A 19,060-nucleotide genomic window follows, 5' to 3' on the forward strand; every position below is an offset into this window, starting at 1 on the left:
CTGTTTTAAAACTGCTCTATCGTAATTTTTCTGTAGTCAAAACCTTTTTCAAGATTTTTCTCTATCGTTACGCTCATATGCTCTTTCGGAATTATCTCACTTATAAGTTCTGCCCATTCTATAAGGCATACACCCTTTCCGAAAAAATAATCCTCATATCCGATTTCATCCATTTCATAGACATCTGCAATACGGTATACATCAAAATGATACAGAGGCAGTCTGCCCTGCTCATATATCTGCATTATTGTAAATGTCGGACTGCATATAGGCTCATCAATGCCAAGCCCCTTGCCGAATCCTTTTGTGAAAACAGTCTTTCCGACTCCAAGGTCACCATTCAAAAGAATAATGTCTCCTGCCCTGCATTTTTCCCCAAGTTTCTTACCAAGTGCAAATGTGTCATCCTCACACATACTCTCAACTATTTTTTTACTCATCGGTTCCTCCGCTTTCCACATCTGTCTCGTCCTCTTCAGGCTCATAATCTTTATACTGTTCTACTTTTTTCTGTATATTATTTACAAGGTCAGAGAAATCCTCACCACATTGATTTTTAGTAAAAATAAAAGCTCTCACCGGTGACATGTATATATAAATAGCATTTTTTACAACTACTGTTTTTCGTATCTGATACCATTTTACCTTTGCCTCCTGTTCACCCTGTGAAACAGTTATTCCATCATCATTTATGTTATAATGAAGTGTTGCATTTATGCTTTTATTTTTTCTGACCTGTGCTTTTGCCTTGCTCCAAAGCATAATCGGCTGTATAACAGTAAAAATAAGACCTATTATTATAAGTGCCATAACAGCAGTTTTGTCAAGATGCTTAAATCTGACAACACATATTATAAGACTGGCAAAACTTATAATAAGTCCAAAAATTCCCGACATGCTCCTGTAAGTATGTCTCATAGAAAATGCATATAATTCTCCTGCACTAAGCTTTGCATCAAAATTTAATTCAGTCATCAAATTCCTCCGTTTCTAGTTTTAATAATGATTATAAGTTTTTTTAGATAAAAAAACAATACACAACAGCACTTTTTATGTTATACTTATAAGAATGCAGGTAAATCAATATATTTAATCTGCATAAAAAGATATAAAAGGGGGGTACCGGACTATTGTCTGTAATTATGCAAAATTATAACAGTAAAGAAGAACTCGAAACAACTATAAAACAGGAAATTGATTTTGAAAAGTTAAATGAGCTTTGTGAGCACATTACAAATGCCATAACTGAGATACTTACATCCTGTGGTTTGTATTTTCGTATTTTTTCAAGAGTCAAGTCAGTTGAGTCAATAGCCGCAAAGCTCTTCCGCGGCAAATACGGAACACTGAACAACCCCAAAAAAATTCAGGACCTTATCGGCCTGCGCGTTATACTTTATTATTACGATGACCTCAGCATATGCCGTGACATCATGGAAAGAACCTTCCAGATGATTGATGAATGGTCACGAAATTTCTTCGAGTCCGACGAATTCCGTGCAACAAAAATAAACGGCGTATTTAAGTATCCTGAAGAATATTTTAATTTATACAAAAAGGAACTTTGGACTCTTCCTATAGATACAACTTTTGAGATGCAGTTTCGCACTGTATTTTTTGAGGGCTGGCATGAAATTGAACATGATATGCGATACAAAAGCCGCATAAGCGATGACCAGTTTTGGAAAGGCAGTGAAGAACTTTCACGAATGTTAAACTGCATACTCGCAAACCTTGAGTTAAGCGATTGGTCATTGGTAAAACTCTTTGAAGAACTCTCATATAACCATTATAAAAATATGAATTGGGAACTTATGCTTAAAAGCCACTTCCGCATCAAAATTGAAGATTCAAGTCATCTGCATCCTGACATAATCGCAATTTTTAATCAGGATAAGGAAATAGCAAAACAGTTTTACAAATGCCCGCGAATTATTCTTATCCGTGAACTGTTAAAACTTGACAACCCTGAAATAAATTACAATCTTATTATAAAACTTATAAACAACAAATTAGTAAAAAACCAGCTTATAAGACTTGTCTGCGACAAAATTGACGAGCCGCACGACAGCCGTACTTACAAAAAGGAAACACTTGCAAGATTGGAATCAAATATATTATTCAATCTTGAACTTCCTCTTTTGCACAAAGATTCACGAACTTTAGATACCGAATTTATAAATGCATCAGCAATAATTTATAAATGGGTACGTTTTAAAATGAATCCTGTTTTTGAAGATATGCCTGATGAGACAACATCTTATAAAAACAAACTTCCGGGATACCAGCTTAAAATAAATTATGATGCTAAGAATATGGTTTTCCATGTAAAAATAAGTTATATTGACAGCAAACATGTAGGTACACTTTGGCATATTCATACATCAATTGCAAAACTTGATGACGGCAGACTTCATTTTTACCATATGACTTCAAAAGACCTGCCGCGTGGTATCAGTCAGAAAGACACATTTTTAAAGCCTTCATTTTTGTCTGATATTTCTAACAAAATAGGAATTATCGATATTATTCGTCTCGGAAATAAAGCTGTCTTTGTAACGGATGATAATGATTATAATGATTTTCATTCTCTTATCTGCAATGACAACCGCAAACTTCCAATAGTGGCAATTGCCCAGAGAAGTTCATGCGAAACGCCAGCCGCAAAACCCGGCAGTCAGGCTGTTCAGGAATATAAAGACGGCTATGATATGAACACCTTTACGATAAACGGTACAAGGCTTGCAAAGGTTATAGGCCATTATTCTCATGTGTTTATGATAGATAATGATTTCGTTGGAAAATTTGCCGAAAGTTTCAGCATTCCCGAAATGAATGCCGACGGATGCATATGTATTTTCTGGCCGCCACACACCAACAAAAATTTTACGCTGTTTACAAGGCGCATGGTACTTGAAACACAATTTGATTTTAACCGTTTTGCTTTCCATGATGATGATGTTTATGAAAAGGCTTTCAGACATAAACTTGTTCAGATAATTAAGGAGGATAATATCAGCCGATAAAAAAAGAGCTGCATGCCAGTTGGTGCGTGCAGCTCTTTTTCTAACTCAACGTTATACTCAAAGTAATATCTTTTCTGATATTCTTAATTTTTCTTGATACTTCAACTTTTATCTCTTTGCCGCTCTTATTTTTTATGAGCGTATTATGTAATGCATAAATATTTTTTACGCTCTGTCCATCAACTTTCACAATAACATCTGCTACTCTCATTCCTCCCATATATGCAGGTGAACCAAGATATACGGATGTTACATATATACCTCTTACAAGGTTGTGCTGTTCTGCTGTTGCGGAGTCAACGTCTACTCCTTCAATTCCGAGATATGACGTATTTTTTCCGCGCATGAGCAGTTCCAAAATATCGTGTACACTGTTTACGGAAACGAATGCCATATTTTTTTCGCCGGTAAGATTTTGGAATTTGTTGTTTATAAATCCTATCATCTGACCATCAGTGTTTAAAACAATGCCGTTGCTTGTCGATACACATGCCATATCAGTGGAATACAACGAGATTTGATTATCTGCAATTGATGCTTCTATATCCGATTTTATCACTTTTCCAAGCATTACAGAATACATTATTCCGTTTGGCGCTCCTATGGCAATAACATTTGAACCGTTTGAAGTTCCTGATATACTTCCCATATCAATTGACATAATCTTTTTTCTTGCATCTTTCGGTACGGTTGAACGTGTCACACGCAGAACTGCAAGGTTTACATTACTATCAACTCCAAGAACGCTTGCTTTTGCCTCGTCCCCATTGTAAAACTCTACCGTAACCTCATCCGTGCCGTTTACCGCACTAGAGTCAGTAACTACAAAACATTCATTTCTTGTAATATTAAATATTGCTCCGTAAGTTATGCCGCTGTTTAAATCATTTACATCATACCATGTTGTGTCACCCATAACTCCGCGAACTTTTACAAGTGCATATTTGTAACTGTTTCCAATTGCTGCAATTTCTTTTGATACATGGTCATAATTATCAATCGACTCTAAGTCTGACGGACTTACACTATGTTTTACGACATTATTTTCTGCATTGTTTCCTGCGGATTTTGTTTCCTGCGGACTAAGTGTTTCCACAATATAATCTGATATGTCTTTATCATCATTTGCTTTGTTTATAAGGTGAAATACTACTCCCGCAACTGAACCAAAAACAACAGCGAGAAAAAATGCCGAGAATATTTTTGCTGCAAATTTTGCTATCTTTTTTTTCTGCTGAGGACGTACCTGTTCTTTAATAAACTGATACTTTTCTACCTCATGCTCCCTCTCCTCAACAGTTTTTTTGTGAATTGTCATATATGTACCTCTGTTCCCATATTAAATATATTGCACTTTAACTAAAAATACATAAATTTTCTTCATCATTATGTATAAATCTACCATACATTTATGAATACAATATTAACAAATCGTAAAAAAATACTGTATACTTGATTACTTCCTATATAATGTTGTAAAATAATATTGGATATTTTTGTCCGTAATAAGATTTAAATGAACGGAGAATAATCAATGAATGTTAAAGCATTACATACTCTTGAGTATGATAAAATAATTGCTATGCTTGAATCTTATGCAGCGTCACCTCTCGGTAAGGAATATTGTAAAAATCTCCTTCCATCAGATGATGAAGAATATATTTTCAAAGCTCAGCATGAGACAAGCGATGCTCTCACCCATATTCTTACACAGGGTGAAATATCATTTGGCGGTATCAAAGACATCAGAGCAAGTTTAAAAAGACTTGAAATAGGTTCAATTCTCGGTATTGGAGAGTTATTAAATATATCAAGTCTTCTCTCGACTGCCGGCAGTGTCAAAAACTTTTTCAGAAAGAATTTAAACGAAAACGATGAGACGGGTGATTCCCTGAATGAGCGTTATCAGCTTATTGAACCTCTCTCACCCCTTATGAAGGAGATACGTCGTTGTATTATCGATGAAAACACTATTGCCGATGATGCAAGTGTCGGTCTCAGCCATGTGCGCAGAAGCATGAAAATTGCCGGCGGTAAGATACATGACCAGCTCAATTCCATTGTGAACGGCAGCAGCAGAAGCATGCTTCAGGATGCAATCATCACAATGCGGAACGGCAGATATTGTCTCCCGGTCAAAGCAGAGTACCGCTCATCTTTCAACGGTATGCTTCATGACCAGTCGGCTACAGGTTCCACTCTTTTTATTGAGCCCGCTTCAGTCGTAAAATTAAACAATGAGATAAGACAGCTTGAACTTGACGAGCAGGAAGAAATCGAAAAAATTCTTGCAAATTTAAGCAACCAGACTGCCGAGCAGAGTTTCTTTATTGAACAGGATTTCAGAATTTTATCTGAACTTGATTTTATTTTTGCAAAGGCTATGCTTTCAAAGAAAATGAAAGGCACACGCCCTAATTTTCCTAAGGAAAACTATATAGAGATAAAAGAGGGCAGACATCCTCTTATAGATGCAAAAAAGGTAGTTCCTATCAATCTGCATCTCGGACGTGATTTCTCACTCCTTGTCGTAACGGGACCAAATACAGGTGGTAAAACCGTATCACTTAAAACCATCGGTCTTTTTACACTTATGGGACAGGCCGGGCTTCACATCCCTGCATTTGAGGGTTCTTCACTCCGCATCTTCCATGAAGTGTACGCCGATATAGGCGATGAACAAAGTATCGAGCAAAGTCTCAGTACATTCTCATCACACATGGTAAATACTGTATCCATACTTGAGAAAGCCGATGAAAACAGTCTTGTTCTCTTCGACGAACTCGGTGCCGGTACGGACCCTGTTGAAGGTGCTGCACTTGCCACTGCCATCTTGTCGGATTTACACCAGAGACACTCGACAGTTATGGCTACGACCCATTACAGTGAGCTTAAATTATATGCATTGCAGACACCCGACGTTGAAAATGCCTGCTGTGAATTTGATGTTACGACACTCAGACCGACCTACAAACTTCTTATCGGCGTTCCAGGAAAGAGTAATGCCTTTGCTATTTCAAGCAAACTCGGTCTACCTGACAGAATTATCGAGGATGCCAAAGGACATGTTGCTTCTGATGCAAAACATTTTGAAGATGTTCTTGCAGAACTCGAAAAGACAAGAGTCCAGCTTGAGAAAGAACATCTGGCAGTATCAAAGAGCCGCAAGGAAATTTCTGACTTAAAGAAATCCCTCAGGGAAAAGAATGAAAAAATAGACAATTCCAAAGACAGGATATTGCAGCATGCCAACGAAGAAGCCAGCCGCATACTTTCCGAAGCAAAAGATTATGCCGACGAAACCATCCGCAAATATACAAAATGGGCTTCAAGCGACAAGCATATCAAAGAAATGGAAGCCGAGCGTGCTGCTCTCCGTGAAAAAATGGATTCAAAGCAGTCTAAAATCAAAGTCAAAAAAGAGAAGCCAAAATCAAAACAGGTCAAAGCTTCTGACCTTTATATAGGTGCTGACATAAAAGTGCTTTCCCTGGGTGCAACCGGCACTGTAAGCACACTTCCTAACGAAAAGGGAGACTTATTTGTTCAGGCAGGGCTTTTAAGAACAAAAGTAAATATAAAAGATATCGAACTTCTGCCAAAACCAAAAACTTTGTCCACACCAAACAATCACAGTGGAAGCGGAAAAATACGAATGAATAAGGCAGCCGGAATAAAAGGAGAAATAAACCTTATAGGCATGACTGTTGACCAGGCTATGCCTGTTCTTGAAAAATATCTTGACGATGCCTATCTTGCGCATATGACACAGGTAACCGTAATACACGGCCGTGGCACAGGTGCACTCAGGACAGCAACACACAACCACCTTAAACGCACCAAATATGTCAAGTCATTCCGTCTCGGTGAATTTGGTGAGGGAGACATGGGTGTTACAATCGTAAATTTCAAATAAAAAGGAGTATATGAATAAAATGGCACAAAAACAGAAAATACTTATTGTCGATGATGATGAAAACATCGCAGAACTTATAGGACTTTATCTCACAAAAGAATGTTTTGATACGCACATTGTAAATGACGGTGAATCAGCGATAAAAGCTGTTACAGAGTACGCTCCAAACCTTGTACTTCTCGATATAATGCTTCCTGGCATAGACGGATATGAAGTTTTAAGAGAGATAAGAAAAGACTCCAAGCTTCCTGTAATTATGCTCTCAGCAAAAGGAGAAACCTTTGACAAGGTACTCGGTCTGGAACTTGGAGCCGATGACTACATTATGAAACCTTTCGATTCAAAAGAAATGGTTGCAAGAGTAAAGGCAGTTTTAAGACGCACCAATGCTCCTGCCGCAGCTGAGCCTGCTGCCGATTCACTTCCAAAGGAATGTGTAACATATCCTGACCTTATTATCAACCAGACCGACTACTCGGTTACTTACAAAAACAAACGTGTTGAGATGCCTCCAAAAGAACTTGAATTATTATATTTCCTTGCATCTCATCCAAATCAGGTTTTCACAAGAGAACAGCTTCTCGACCACATCTGGAGTTATGACTATATTGGCGATACACGAACTGTCGATGTTCACATCAAACGTCTTCGTGAAAAATTCGAGGAACATCCTCAGTGGGAACTTAAAACAGTATGGGGTATCGGTTACAAATTTGAATACAGAGAATAATTTTTTACATTTACACACTCTCTGCTATAGCAGGGGGTGTGTTTCATGCATTTATGATTTATTTAGCACCTGTGAAAGGAGGTTTATATGCATTTTAAACTCAAACGTTCACTCCGTTTTAAATTTATAATAAGCTATCTTATATTAGTTATACTTACCATAGCACTCTTAAACACATACGGTCACAAACTTATGTATAATAAACTGGTTTCCGATATTGAAACAAATATGTACGCAGAAGCGGATAATATAAAAACGCAGTATCTTACCAATGCTTATCTCGTAAACAGTTCTATCCCTTCAATGCGCAAGCAATTCAGTTCCATTCAGAATATAACGGAAGTACGCATATGGATAAGCAATGCCGACAGCCGCATAATTGTTGACTCCGATGTCGAAAAAAACAAAGAGGACTGCATTATAAATGATTTTGACTCGCTGATTTTATCAAAACAGTCAGTTGAAAACACAAATATAAGCAATCTCTTATCAGATAAATCACTTTGCATTATATACCCTGTATCGTCAGGTCTTGATATAAGTTTTTATATAATTTTATCCACACCAACGGCTCCTCTTCATCACAAAGCCGTACAATATGTTGATGCAATTCTTACATGCTATATTATAGTTGCAATACTTTTTTTTATAGTGCTGTTATATTTATATTTACAGACCATAATTCCGCTTAAAAGCATGCAGAATGCAGCCAAAGAGTATGCAGCAGGGCATTATGATTATCCTATGCCGACATATACTGGGCATGATCAGGCTGACCTTGCAGGTGCAATAAAATATCTTGCCGATAAAATGAAAGATACAAACGACTACCAGAAGAATTTCATCGCCAACGTATCACATGATTTCAGGTCACCTTTAACCTCAATAAAAGGTTACACTCAGGCAATGGCAGACGGTACCATTCCACCTGAAATGCAGGGAAAATACCTTGATATTATTCTTTTTGAAGTAGAGAGACTTACTAAACTTACTAATAATCTTCTCTCACTTAGTGAATTTGAAAATAAAGGTATTCCCCTTGAAATTTCAACATTTGATATAAACAATGAATTAAAGCGCTGTCTTGCAACTTTTGAGCAGAGATGTGTTCAAAAACATATCTCGCTTGACATAACTTTTGATGCTGAGGTTTCGCTTGTTGACGCTGACCAAAGCAAAATAGAACAGGTTATTCAAAACCTTGTAGACAATGCAATTAAATTCAGCCATGATAATTCAACTATAGAAATACATACAAGAGAAAAAAATCAGAAAGTATTTATATCAATAAAAGACCACGGTATCGGCATTCCAAAGGATAGTCTCGGAAAAGTTTGGAAACGCTTTTATAAAACCGACCTCTCACGCGGAAAAGACAAAAAAGGAACCGGACTCGGACTTTCAATCACAAAAGAAATAATTGAAAACCACGGTGAAAACATAAATGTAATAAGCACTGAAGGTGTAGGAACAGAATTCATATTCTCACTTCCAAAACACGAATAAAATGCTAATATACTGACAAAAGCAGACATATCTGAGTATGCCTGCTTTTATTTTTTAATCGCAAATCTGTGTATGTCAATGTTACTGAGTATTTACTGCGCTTGTCTGAAATACACCCTTCAATCTCTTAAATAATACTTCCTGCAATACAGATATTGTTATAAACTGCGCAATAAAGAGAATGCAAGCCTGTGTAAGTCTTACAGGTAACAATGAAACATACGGCGAACCATACAGCATTGAAATCCAGAATGTTGTTATAAATAAGCCTATTACAAACTGATTTATACCTGCTGCCATCGCTGCTTTTGGTATAGACGGTTTCTTATGCAAAAATAATCCCCACACAAGACCGTTTAAACATGAGTTAAGTGTAAAGCCCGGAAAATATGGTCCTATCGGGAACATAAGTGTTCCAAGTACATCTGCAACTCCCGCAACAACTGCTGCCTGTGCAGGTCCCATGAGTATCGCTGCCGTTACCGGAGCAATAAATGCAAATCCAATTTTTACATTCCATGCCTGTATTGAACAAAATCTTGATAATACAATTTCGATAGCTATAAGCATCGCCATAAGTGTAATGTTTCTTACTGAAATCTTAGTTTTCTTTTCCTTCATTTTGTACCCTTTCTAATGAACGGAGCCGAAAAAAAGAAAAACACTCAAAGTAAACCATTATTCAGGTAATGAGTGTTTTTCATTCATCTCTGACAGTGGATGCGAAAGCCATACCGCAAGAACTATATTCTTTTCGCCCAAAGACAACTTCCCATCCTTTGGTACTTAACGCATGACTTCCTACTCTGTTCATATTTAAATATTTAGTTTTTATTTTTACTGATAATTTTATATAATATCAGATTTGCGATTCACTATTTGTATTCACATCTTGTTCCAAGAACGCCTGCTACTTCATACTCATAATCGTCGATACTCTTCTCCATCTGGAATGCTTCATCAATATCAACATCATAAACATGACCGTTCTTGTAACCGATAAGTCTGTTTTTCTTGCCTTTTTCAATACAGTCAACTGCATATGCTCCCATAACTGAAGCATAAACTCTGTCTCTTGCTGTAGGACTTCCACCACGCTGTAAATGACCAAGAATAGTTGCTCTTGTCTCAATTCCTGTAGCTTCTTCAATCTTCTTTGCAAGACCATAAGAATGACCGATTCCCTCAGCATTAACAATAATCTGATGTGTCATACCGCTTGCTCTGTTGTTCTTTATCTCTTCGATAAGTTTGTCGTAGTTGTTATCGAATTTCTCAGGTAAAAGAATTTCCTCGGCACCGTTTGCAATACCACACCACAATGCGATATATCCTGCCGAACGTCCCATAACCTCTACTACGCTGCAACGCTCATGTGAATTTGATGTCTCACGGAGACGGTCAATAGCCTCCATAGCAGTATTTACTGCTGTATCAAATCCGATAGTGTACTCTGTATATGCTATGTCAAGGTCAATAGTTCCTGGAAGACCAATAACATTTACACCATATTTTGAAAGGTTCTTAGCTCCTGTAAATGAACCGTCACCACCGATTACTATAAGTGTCTCTATGCCAAGTTCCTTACAGATTGCTGCTGCTTTCTTCTTTCCCTCTTCCTCTCTGAATTCAGCACTTCTTGCTGTAAAAAGGAATGTACCACCATGCTGAAGTTTCTCTGACACATCATGGAATGTAAGCAAATCCATCTCTCTGTTAAGAATACCGTTGTATCCTCTTCTTACTCCATATACCTCATATCCTTTAGAAATACCTGTACGCACTACTGCACGAATAGCGGCGTTCATTCCAGGTGCATCTCCTCCGCTTGTTAATACTGCAATCTTTCCCTTTGTTTCACTCATTTTATTATCCTCCATTCCATTCGAATCATTAATTCGGAACGCTTATTATGCGCAACCCCTCACATAATCTGAATAAATAATATATTTCGCAGATAAAGTCCTCACAGACTAAGGAAATACGCACTTTTTTCTCATAACTCTCTTTTAATCAATATCGTTAACCATTCTAGTATGATTTGACATATTTTTCAATAGCTTTTTTGTGTTTTTATGTTTTTCTCCGTTATTCACAAATTTTCAAGAAAAGTTCTGTCAAAAATAACCATAATTTTTGACATTATTTTACTATTTTGACCACAATTCTTCATTTTATGACAAAAAATTAATACTATTTCTGATGTTATTCTTTCCAATGAAGCCTGTGAAGATTGCCCTCAAGCTGCATATCAAAAAAATTATTCTGTCTCAATGCTTCATATAATACTATTGCAACAGAATTTGACAAATTTAATGACCTGATATTTTTATTCATTGGTATTCTTATAGCTGTCTCCTGTGAGTCTACAAGAATTTCTTCCGGAATACCGGCACTTTCTTTTCCAAACATTATGTACGCATCCGGCTCGTAATGTACGTCCGTATAATCCTGCTTGGATTTTGTCGTTGCCATATACATTTTTTTAGCGGCATCCGGATTTTGTTCAAGAAAATCCTCATAACAGTCATATACCGTTACATCAAGCTTGTCCCAGTAATCAAGCCCTGCTCTTTTAAGCATTTTATCGTTTATCTTAAATCCCATCGGCTCAATAAGATGAAGCCTTGTCCCTGTTGCACAGCAGGTTCTTCCTATATTTCCTGTATTTGCCGGCATTTCCGGCTCCAATAAAACTATATTTAACATTTGTATTAATCCCCCAAATTCAAATCTAAAGTTTCTTTATGAAACTTTCTATTCTCTCAAGAGCGGCTTTTAAATCCTCTATCGAATACGCATATGATATTCTCAAAAATCCCTCACCGCAGTCTCCGAACGCCGTTCCCGGAACAACTGCTATCTTTTCTTCTTTAAGAAGTCTTGTCGCAAATTCGTCTGAACTCATTCCGAATTTTTTTATACTCGGGAACATATAGAAAGCACCGAACGGCTCGAAACATTCTATTCCCATCTCCTGAAACGCATTCAGCAAAAATCTACGCCGTCTGTCGTACTCATTTCTCATTTTCTCTACATCTGCGTCACCGTGCCGCAGCGCTTCTATAGCCGCATACTGGCTTGTAGTCGGCGCACACATAATTGCAAACTGGTGAATTTTAAGTATCTGGTCAAGTATGACTTTAGGCCCACAGGCGTATCCGAGTCTCCACCCTGTCATCGCATAAGATTTTGAGAAACCGTTTATAACAATCGTTCTCTCTTTCATTCCCGGAAATGCCCCTATCGAAGCATGCGTTCCGCTATATGTAAGTTCTGAATATATCTCGTCAGATATAACAAACAAATCATGTTCGATAACAAAATCAACTATAGGTTTAAGCTCTTCCTCCGTCATTATTGCCCCGGTAGGATTATTTGGAAACGGCATAATAAGTATTTTTGTTTTCTCAGTAACCACTTCCTCAAGCTGCTGTCTTGTCAGCTTAAAACCATTTTCTTCCTTTAATTCAACAATAACAGGAACACCGTCTGCAAGCACTATACAAGGCTCATACGAAACATAGCTTGGCTGCGGCAGGATAACCTCATCCCCCTCGTCAAGCATTGCCCTAAGTGCCCCGTCAATGGCTTCACTTCCGCCAACTGTTATCATAATCTCACCTGAAGGCTCGTATTTTAAACCAAAACGTCTGTCAAGATATTTTGAAACTTCCTCTTTCAACTCTTTGAGACCGGAATTTGATGTATAAAATGTTCTTCCCTTTTCAAGAGAATATATTCCTTCCTCTCTTATATGCCACGGAGTATCAAAATCCGGTTCACCTACTCCTAATGAAATGGCATCGTCCATCTCGCTCACTATATCAAAAAATTTCCTTATGCCCGATGGCTTTATCTGCTTAACTTTACCTGATAATGCATCTCTCATGGTGTAATTAACATCCTTTCCGGTTCATGGTGCTCACCTGTCATTTCAAGACCATGTTCTTTATATTTTTTCAGTACAAAATATGTCGCTGTACTGTTTACGTATTCTAATGTTGAAAGTTTCTCCGAAACAAATCTCGCAACTTCTTTCATACTCTTTCCCGATATTGTAACTGTCAGGTCAAATCCTCCTGACATAAGATATACACTCTCAACTTCATCAAATTTATATATTCTTTCTGCAACCTTATTAAATCCCATGTCACGCTGAGGTGTAACTTTCACCTCTATAAGTGCCGTTACCTTTTCACAATCAGTCCTGTCCCAGTTTATAAGAGTAGGATATCCGCATATCACGTTTTCCTCCTCCATACGGCTGATTTCTTCTTCAACTGCCTTCTCATCACTGCCAAGCATCGCCGCCAGCTCTTTAGTTGAATAACGGCTGTTCTGGCTGATTGCATTAAGAATTTTATTTCGCAATTCACTGTTCATAAAAATCACCATACCTTTCATATATATTTCTGTTCACCCACAGGTTTTGATTTACAGACATAAAATTTTATTATCTGATGCAAGGGTCAAAAGCAGATAGCAATGTATGTTTACATACAAATTGCTATCTGGTGGGCTTGACCCGCCAAACACCGACAAGTAGCAGATTTGCTTGCAAATATGCGGGATTGGAGGTGTTTGCAGGATTGCGAAAATTGCGTAGCAATGAAGCAATCCGTGGCATTATTTGTCCCTTTATATCTTATAAAGTTCGTCACTTCCCGCTGGTCCTATATATCTTGTCTCATCTTTGCTGACAATAATTCTGTCATTTCCCTCGGTAGCTCTTCCTATAACTGCTGCATTTATTCCGGCTTCATTTAATTTTTCAACTAAAAGATTTCCTTTCTCACAGCCTATCATCATACTTCCGCTCGATATGAGCATATACGGATTAAGGTGAAATACTTCGCAAACCTCTATAGTTTCCTGTTTTATCGGAATTTTATCAAGATGTGCGGTAATTCCGACACCTGATGCTTCACCAAGTTCCCAAAGTGCACCAAAAACTCCGCCCTCTGTAACATCATGCATGGCACTTACGCCAACTTCCATTGCTATTTTTGATTCAGGAATAACAGAAAGATACTCTTTAAATCCTTTTGCCACGTCAATTAGTTCCTGTGGCAATGTCTCACGAAGCTTTTCCTCTTTTTCGGCGGCAATTATTGAAGTTCCCTCAAGACCTGCCCATTTTGTCATGACAATCTCATCACCGGGTTTTAGTCCTCCTGTAGAAACTATCTCGCCTTTTTTTACTTTGCCCACGCCTGTTACATTTATTATAGGTCTGTTGACCGCATCGGAAATTTCCGTATGACCTCCCATAATCTCTATTCCCAATGACAGACAGGCATTCTCTATTTCTTCCATTATTCTTCTCAATTTTATCTCTCTCGTACCATCAGGAAGAATTATTGTAGTCATAATGCCTATAGGCTCTGCTCCGCTTGATGCCAGGTCATTTGCAGTAATATGAACCGCCAGATTGCCTATTCCCTTGTCGGTACCTGTTATCGGATCTGTCGAAAACACAAGTGCCTCATCCTCATTCACAACAACCGCTGAACAATCTTCTCCGACTCCCGGATGCAAAATCACTTCTTCTCTTCTATGTTTTATCTGCTTAAAAACTGCTCTCTTTAAAACATTTTCAGGTACTTTTCCTATTTCCATCTGTCTGTCTATTCCTTTCTATTCTCATTGATTATCCTTTGACTTTTTGTCATTCTGCTTTTGTTCTTTTTCTTCTTTTTGGTTTTTATCCACATCTTTGTTATCCTGTTTCTCAACTTCCTGTTTTCCAACAGTAACATGCTGTGGCTCAGCATTGTATGAACTTGTATTTACAAGAACTCTCTTCTTCTTGACATCATTTATATAAATAACTTTCCAAAGTCTTGCATTATAACCTGTATGTGCAGACTGCGTTATCTCCCTATAACCTGACGGCTTCGTCGCATCAACTGTGACAACTTCTCCCTCCGGCTGTTTTTCTTCAACTATCTCAGATTCAAATTCTATCCTTCTGTTTTTGCTTCTGGTATCTTCTCCATAAATTTTAAACGAAAGAATTCCTCCGCTCGCCGATGCGTATATATATATTGGGGATTTTGTATTGTTTTTAAATTTCAAGTCTTTGTAATTGCCTGATATTGCGGCATCTCTTGAAACACTTACATAATGAACCACCATTGAATGAGGTGAACGCTCAACAACCTGTAACTCAGCATTTATAACAGCATTGTATAAAGTCGTTGACACCTGACATACTCCGCCTCCGACACCTGAGACAACCTTTCCTCCCGAATACTCGGGTGCCGCCTTATATCCGTTTTCCTCAGTTCTGTCTTTTATGACTTTAACTGTCGAAAATGTCTGCCCCGGATTTAGAATAGTTCCGTTTATGCGCCCTGCTGCGGTCTGGACATTGTTACATCTGTCTGTTGTAGAAGAACTGTAGTCAGTGGAATACTCGCCAAGCAGGTCTGTACACTTTTCATTCATTTTCTTTGTATACTTTGGTTTTTTCGTCTGAACAACAGCGTTCAAAGTCATGCTCTTATCTTTTAGATTGTTTGAAATTTTTTCTTCAAAAAGAGCTACCGTATCGTCTATTTTTACTTTAAGACCAGATTGTGACTTAGTCGCTTTCAATCCCTTAGACGTCATCTTGAACTTTGAATTTATAACTTTTTTATTGTGAAGCCTGCTCTTTAATATTACATATTTTTCAAGAGAATCCCTGTCAACTCCCGTTTTTAAATTGTATGTTACATCCTTTTTATTGACAGAAATAATTTCCTTAAATCTTTTAAATATGTTCCCTTTCTTTCCTATATTATAGGCATCTTCAACATAATCATCATCTTCTATATAAAACCCAAGTCTTTCAAAAGTTGTATCAGTTTCTTTTTTATCATCGCCATACTTTATGGTAACTTTTCTGTTTTTCAAATACGACTTGTATTCTTCAACCTTTTTTGATGCCTGTTCTTTCGTAAGACCACCTATGTCCACACCGTTTATACTTGCTCCACTCACTATATGTTTGTCATCAATCAGTCTGGCTTTTGCAATTGCCACAGCAGCAATACCCGCAATCAACACTAAAAGACACGCACTCAAAATAATAATTCCTGTTTTTTTATTCTTCTTCATAAATTCCCACTTACCTTTAATTTTTGCTTATACTATTTATTTGACATTTATTTCCTTATTGAGTATTCTAAATACATATTTATATAAGATTAAAGAGTCAAAGTATCAGCTTAAAGAAATACATATATCCTCTTTAGCATTTTTGACTCTTTGGCTCTTTTGCATACCTATAAAATATCGTATTTTGCAATTACTGTAAATATTGGAGTACAATTGGCAGAACCATTGCTACAACTAAAATAATACAAATAACTGCCGCAATCTTCTGTTGATTTTTTCTGTTAAAAAAGTTCACTTTATGACAACCTCCAATCCTGACCAGACATTGCATACTGCACTATTGCTATACTTACTTAAAACGAAAGGAAAAAACAATGCCTGTATTTTTTATATGCTTTATTGTATTCTTATTGTGGCTTCGCGTCAAGTTAAAACAACAGGATAGTTTAAAAACACAAAACAAGGATTTCTGGCGGCGTGAACATGAAGCCGACTTTTCCAGAAACAAGGATATTTCTGAACTTGACTATATCAGCATAGACCGAGAATTACTGCCTTTTAGCGAACACACAAACGATGCTGAACTGTTACAGATACAACAGGATGTAAATAAAACTCTTTCCAAAAAAATGATAAATCTTTCCGGAATGACAAATACTGACATCAAAGAGACATATGGTCGCGGTAATTTTGAAGTTCTCGCTGTTTATGACCAAAATTATCTCAAATTTTTAAGTCTTTTAAACAAATGGGGTACGTATCTTCTTGAACGAGGTTTTATAAATGAAGCAAAGCAGATATTTGAATATGCCGTAAACACACTTAACTGCGACATATCAGGCTGCTATACGGGACTTGCCAAAATTTATCTAAAAAATAATGATATTGACAAAGTACAGCAGCTAATCGACAAAATCCAGTCATCCGATGCATATTTAAAAGACTCCATAGCACAAAAGCTTACAGTCATGCTTCAAAACTACTAAACAACATATATTCCTGCCTGATAGTCAAGCGGATTTCTGTTTTTGTAATCAAACAGAAGTCTGCTCTCTTTATTTTCAATAATTCCCTCTTCAATATATTTTAATACATCTATATCAAACTGCTGCAGATGCGTCATCCTGTGAAGCTGTTTCCAGTCATTTCCTTCATATCCCGAAAGATATTTATGACACTTTTCCTCATTTTGATAAAACTCTCTTATCTCGTCCTTTGGTATCTCACACTGCCAGTTTATGAACTTTGGTCTGTTTTTAAGATTTTCCCTTGCATAAATATCATAAATGATAAGCTGTTCAAGAATATTCCTGTCCTCTCCGCCAATGCCATATCCCTTAACGGCAAACTCCAAAAGTATCTCATAATTCTGAAGCCTTGACTGGTGTATTCCCTCGTATCCCATCTCATGATAATAATTGCCGAGGTTCATAAAAAAGTCAAACGGTGTTTCAAAAAGTGAAACCATAAACGGAAGTGACGCTTCAAATTGCAGGCTGTTATAATAACGCTCCGTCATATCTTCAACACGCTTTAATCTAAGAACATCATCATAAGAAATCCATTTTGTAAACAATACTTCGTAAGGTGCTCTGTCCTGATATACTATGCCAAATTCTTCCCTGTCATAATATATAGGTGAACCTTTCAGCACTTTCAAAAATCCAAGCTGAAGCTGATCCGGTTTCATTGAATAAACAGTATTATATGACTCTCTAAAAGACGCATAATCTTCATATGGCAGCCCCACTATAAGGTCAAGATGCTGGTGAATATTTCTCTTTTCCCTTATCTTGGCAACTTTCTGTTTTAGTACTGTGAGGTCAGGATTTCTGTGAATTGCCTTTAAAGTCTCCTTATTTGCTGTCTGAACTCCGATTTCAAACTGCACAAGTCCCGGTCTTAACCCGCTTACATAATCTATTTCTTCGTCTGTCAAAAGTTCGGCAGAAAGCTCAAAATGAAAATTTGTTATGCCATTATCATGCTCATTTATATATTTCCATATTTTCATTGTATGTTCATGGTCACAATTGAATGTCCTGTCAACAAACTTGACCTGCGGTACTTTCATATCAATAAAAAATTTAAGTTCCTTTTCAACGAGTTCCCATTTCCTAAATCTCACCTTTTTGTCAACCGATGACAGACAATAACTGCAGCCATAAGGACAACCCCTGCTTGTCTCATAGTATATTATTCTGTTCTTAAGCGACTCTATATCAAATCCGACATCCTCAGTATAAGGAAACGGAATCTCATCCATACACATTCTCGGTCTTGTCTCGTTTATGACTGTCTTATCACCGTCTCTATAGACAATTCCTTTTATATCCGACAACGACATTATATTATCACCAAATTTTTTTCTGCCGCCATCTGAAAGATAATATTGTAACATCTCATAAAATGTAACCTCACCTTCACCGGACATAATACCGTCAATCCAAGGATACTTTTCAAGCTGTCTGTCACTGTCATAAGAAACCTCAGGCCCGCCAAGCCATATCGGCACATCAGGCATGATTTTTTTAAGCTCTTTTGTTATCTCAGTCACAAAATCAATATTCCATATATAGCACGAAAAACCAATCATCTCAGGATTCTGAAGATATATATCCCCAAGAATAAAATCAACCTCCTGATTTATTGTGTATTCTTTTATCTGTAAATCCTTATCCGTTATGCCTCGTTTCCTTGCATACGCCTGAATACAATACACGCCGAGATTTGAATGTATATATTTCGCATTTATTCCAACAAGTAAAATCATGT

General features: G+C 37.2%; 16 protein-coding genes and 1 riboswitch. Of the genes, 5 read left to right on the forward strand and 11 right to left on the reverse strand.

Annotated features, from left to right (window positions below; genetic code table 11):
- Positions 1 to 5 precede the first annotated feature (5 nt).
- A complete protein-coding gene (tsaE, locus tag ACZLXV_RS06575) occupies positions 6 to 440 on the reverse strand; it encodes a tRNA (adenosine(37)-N6)-threonylcarbamoyltransferase complex ATPase subunit type 1 TsaE (protein WP_482382873.1) in 435 nt (144 codons plus the stop codon).
- Positions 433 to 975: a YcxB family protein gene (locus ACZLXV_RS06580; RefSeq protein ID WP_367335219.1), complete on the reverse strand. Its 543-nt coding sequence runs from the start codon at positions 973 to 975 to the stop codon at positions 433 to 435. Before ACZLXV_RS06580 ends, tsaE begins: the two co-directional genes overlap by 8 nt.
- A 155-nt stretch (positions 976 to 1,130) precedes the next feature.
- On the opposite strand from ACZLXV_RS06580, the gene ACZLXV_RS06585 reads away from it, so the two are divergent.
- The gene (locus ACZLXV_RS06585; RefSeq protein ID WP_482382874.1) at positions 1,131 to 3,026 is read left to right on the forward strand and encodes a hypothetical protein; all 1,896 of its coding nucleotides are present in this window, start codon (positions 1,131 to 1,133) and stop codon (positions 3,024 to 3,026) included.
- Between the two features lie 40 nt (positions 3,027 to 3,066).
- Here the strand turns inward: ACZLXV_RS06585 and ACZLXV_RS06590 are convergent, their stop codons facing one another.
- Entirely contained in the window at positions 3,067 to 4,344 is a 1,278-nt protein-coding gene (locus tag ACZLXV_RS06590; RefSeq protein WP_482382875.1) for a S1C family serine protease, read from the reverse strand.
- Between the two features lie 216 nt (positions 4,345 to 4,560).
- On the opposite strand from ACZLXV_RS06590, the gene ACZLXV_RS06595 reads away from it, so the two are divergent.
- The 3 genes from ACZLXV_RS06595 (at position 4,561) to ACZLXV_RS06605 (ending at position 9,178) form a co-directional block, all read left to right on the forward strand.
- A complete protein-coding gene (locus ACZLXV_RS06595) occupies positions 4,561 to 6,942 on the forward strand; it encodes an endonuclease MutS2 (protein ID WP_022225013.1) in 2,382 nt (793 codons plus the stop codon).
- 19 nt (positions 6,943 to 6,961) lie between these two features.
- Entirely contained in the window at positions 6,962 to 7,672 is a 711-nt protein-coding gene (locus ACZLXV_RS06600) for a response regulator (RefSeq protein ID WP_367335223.1), read from the forward strand.
- Positions 7,673 to 7,759: 87 nt separating this feature from the next.
- A complete protein-coding gene (locus tag ACZLXV_RS06605; protein ID WP_482382876.1) occupies positions 7,760 to 9,178 on the forward strand; it encodes a sensor histidine kinase in 1,419 nt (472 codons plus the stop codon).
- An 81-nt stretch (positions 9,179 to 9,259) separates the two neighbouring features.
- Here the strand turns inward: ACZLXV_RS06605 and ACZLXV_RS06610 are convergent, their stop codons facing one another.
- The 7 genes from ACZLXV_RS06610 to ACZLXV_RS06640 all read right to left on the reverse strand — a co-directional run bounded on the left by ACZLXV_RS06610 (position 9,260) and on the right by ACZLXV_RS06640 (position 16,285).
- Positions 9,260 to 9,799: a folate family ECF transporter S component gene (locus tag ACZLXV_RS06610; protein WP_022225016.1), complete on the reverse strand. Its 540-nt coding sequence runs from the start codon at positions 9,797 to 9,799 to the stop codon at positions 9,260 to 9,262.
- Between the two features lie 91 nt (positions 9,800 to 9,890).
- A riboswitch (THF riboswitch) is annotated at positions 9,891 to 9,989 on the reverse strand.
- Between the two features lie 64 nt (positions 9,990 to 10,053).
- Positions 10,054 to 11,043, reverse strand: a complete 990-nt coding sequence (gene pfkA / locus ACZLXV_RS06615) for a 6-phosphofructokinase (protein ID WP_022225017.1) — start codon at positions 11,041 to 11,043, stop codon at positions 10,054 to 10,056.
- A gap of 340 nt (positions 11,044 to 11,383) precedes the next feature.
- Positions 11,384 to 11,887, reverse strand: coding sequence for a tRNA (uridine(34)/cytosine(34)/5-carboxymethylaminomethyluridine(34)-2'-O)-methyltransferase TrmL (gene trmL / locus ACZLXV_RS06620; RefSeq protein WP_367335225.1), 504 nt, complete (start codon positions 11,885 to 11,887; stop codon positions 11,384 to 11,386).
- A 25-nt stretch (positions 11,888 to 11,912) separates the two neighbouring features.
- The gene (locus tag ACZLXV_RS06625) at positions 11,913 to 13,070 is read right to left on the reverse strand and encodes an aminotransferase class I/II-fold pyridoxal phosphate-dependent enzyme (RefSeq protein WP_022225019.1); all 1,158 of its coding nucleotides are present in this window, start codon (positions 13,068 to 13,070) and stop codon (positions 11,913 to 11,915) included.
- Positions 13,067 to 13,552, reverse strand: coding sequence for an Lrp/AsnC family transcriptional regulator (locus ACZLXV_RS06630; RefSeq protein ID WP_367335262.1), 486 nt, complete (start codon positions 13,550 to 13,552; stop codon positions 13,067 to 13,069). Before ACZLXV_RS06630 ends, ACZLXV_RS06625 begins: the two co-directional genes overlap by 4 nt.
- A 267-nt stretch (positions 13,553 to 13,819) precedes the next feature.
- Positions 13,820 to 14,800 (reverse strand): AIR synthase family protein, encoded by a 981-nt coding sequence (locus tag ACZLXV_RS06635; RefSeq protein WP_482382877.1) that lies wholly within the window; start codon positions 14,798 to 14,800, stop codon positions 13,820 to 13,822.
- A gap of 24 nt (positions 14,801 to 14,824) precedes the next feature.
- Positions 14,825 to 16,285: a VanW family protein gene (locus ACZLXV_RS06640; protein WP_482382878.1), complete on the reverse strand. Its 1,461-nt coding sequence runs from the start codon at positions 16,283 to 16,285 to the stop codon at positions 14,825 to 14,827.
- Positions 16,286 to 16,659: 374 nt separating this feature from the next.
- On the opposite strand from ACZLXV_RS06640, the gene ACZLXV_RS06645 reads away from it, so the two are divergent.
- On the forward strand, positions 16,660 to 17,271 hold the full coding sequence (locus ACZLXV_RS06645; RefSeq protein ID WP_482382879.1) for a hypothetical protein: 612 nt from the start codon (positions 16,660 to 16,662) through the stop codon (positions 17,269 to 17,271).
- Here the strand turns inward: ACZLXV_RS06645 and ACZLXV_RS06650 are convergent.
- Complete coding sequence (locus tag ACZLXV_RS06650) at positions 17,268 to 19,058, reverse strand: B12-binding domain-containing radical SAM protein (protein WP_482382880.1); 1,791 nt, start codon at positions 19,056 to 19,058, stop codon at positions 17,268 to 17,270. The genes ACZLXV_RS06645 and ACZLXV_RS06650 overlap by 4 nt on opposite strands.
- Positions 19,059 to 19,060 lie beyond the last annotated feature (2 nt).

It is taken from the genome of Butyribacter sp. (assembly GCF_056818865.1).

Bases quoted from the DNA above. Each gene is read 5' to 3' on its own strand.
- tsaE (WP_482382873.1), bottom strand. From the start codon at position 440: ATGAGTAAAAAAATAGTTGAGAGTATGTGTGAGGATGACACATTTGCA.
- ACZLXV_RS06580 (WP_367335219.1), bottom strand. From the start codon at position 975: ATGACTGAATTAAATTTTGATGCAAAGCTTAGTGCAGGAGAATTATAT.
- ACZLXV_RS06590 (WP_482382875.1), bottom strand. From the start codon at position 4,344: ATGACAATTCACAAAAAAACTGTTGAGGAGAGGGAGCATGAGGTAGAA.
- ACZLXV_RS06595 (WP_022225013.1), top strand. From the start codon at position 4,561: ATGAATGTTAAAGCATTACATACTCTTGAGTATGATAAAATAATTGCT.
- ACZLXV_RS06600 (WP_367335223.1), top strand. From the start codon at position 6,962: ATGGCACAAAAACAGAAAATACTTATTGTCGATGATGATGAAAACATC.
- ACZLXV_RS06605 (WP_482382876.1), top strand. From the start codon at position 7,760: ATGCATTTTAAACTCAAACGTTCACTCCGTTTTAAATTTATAATAAGC.
- ACZLXV_RS06610 (WP_022225016.1), bottom strand. From the start codon at position 9,799: ATGAAGGAAAAGAAAACTAAGATTTCAGTAAGAAACATTACACTTATG.
- pfkA (WP_022225017.1), bottom strand. From the start codon at position 11,043: ATGAGTGAAACAAAGGGAAAGATTGCAGTATTAACAAGCGGAGGAGAT.
- trmL (WP_367335225.1), bottom strand. From the start codon at position 11,887: ATGTTAAATATAGTTTTATTGGAGCCGGAAATGCCGGCAAATACAGGA.
- ACZLXV_RS06625 (WP_022225019.1), bottom strand. From the start codon at position 13,070: ATGAGAGATGCATTATCAGGTAAAGTTAAGCAGATAAAGCCATCGGGC.
- ACZLXV_RS06635 (WP_482382877.1), bottom strand. From the start codon at position 14,800: ATGGAAATAGGAAAAGTACCTGAAAATGTTTTAAAGAGAGCAGTTTTT.
- ACZLXV_RS06640 (WP_482382878.1), bottom strand. From the start codon at position 16,285: ATGAAGAAGAATAAAAAAACAGGAATTATTATTTTGAGTGCGTGTCTT.
- ACZLXV_RS06645 (WP_482382879.1), top strand. From the start codon at position 16,660: ATGCCTGTATTTTTTATATGCTTTATTGTATTCTTATTGTGGCTTCGC.
- ACZLXV_RS06650 (WP_482382880.1), bottom strand. From the start codon at position 19,058: ATGATTTTACTTGTTGGAATAAATGCGAAATATATACATTCAAATCTC.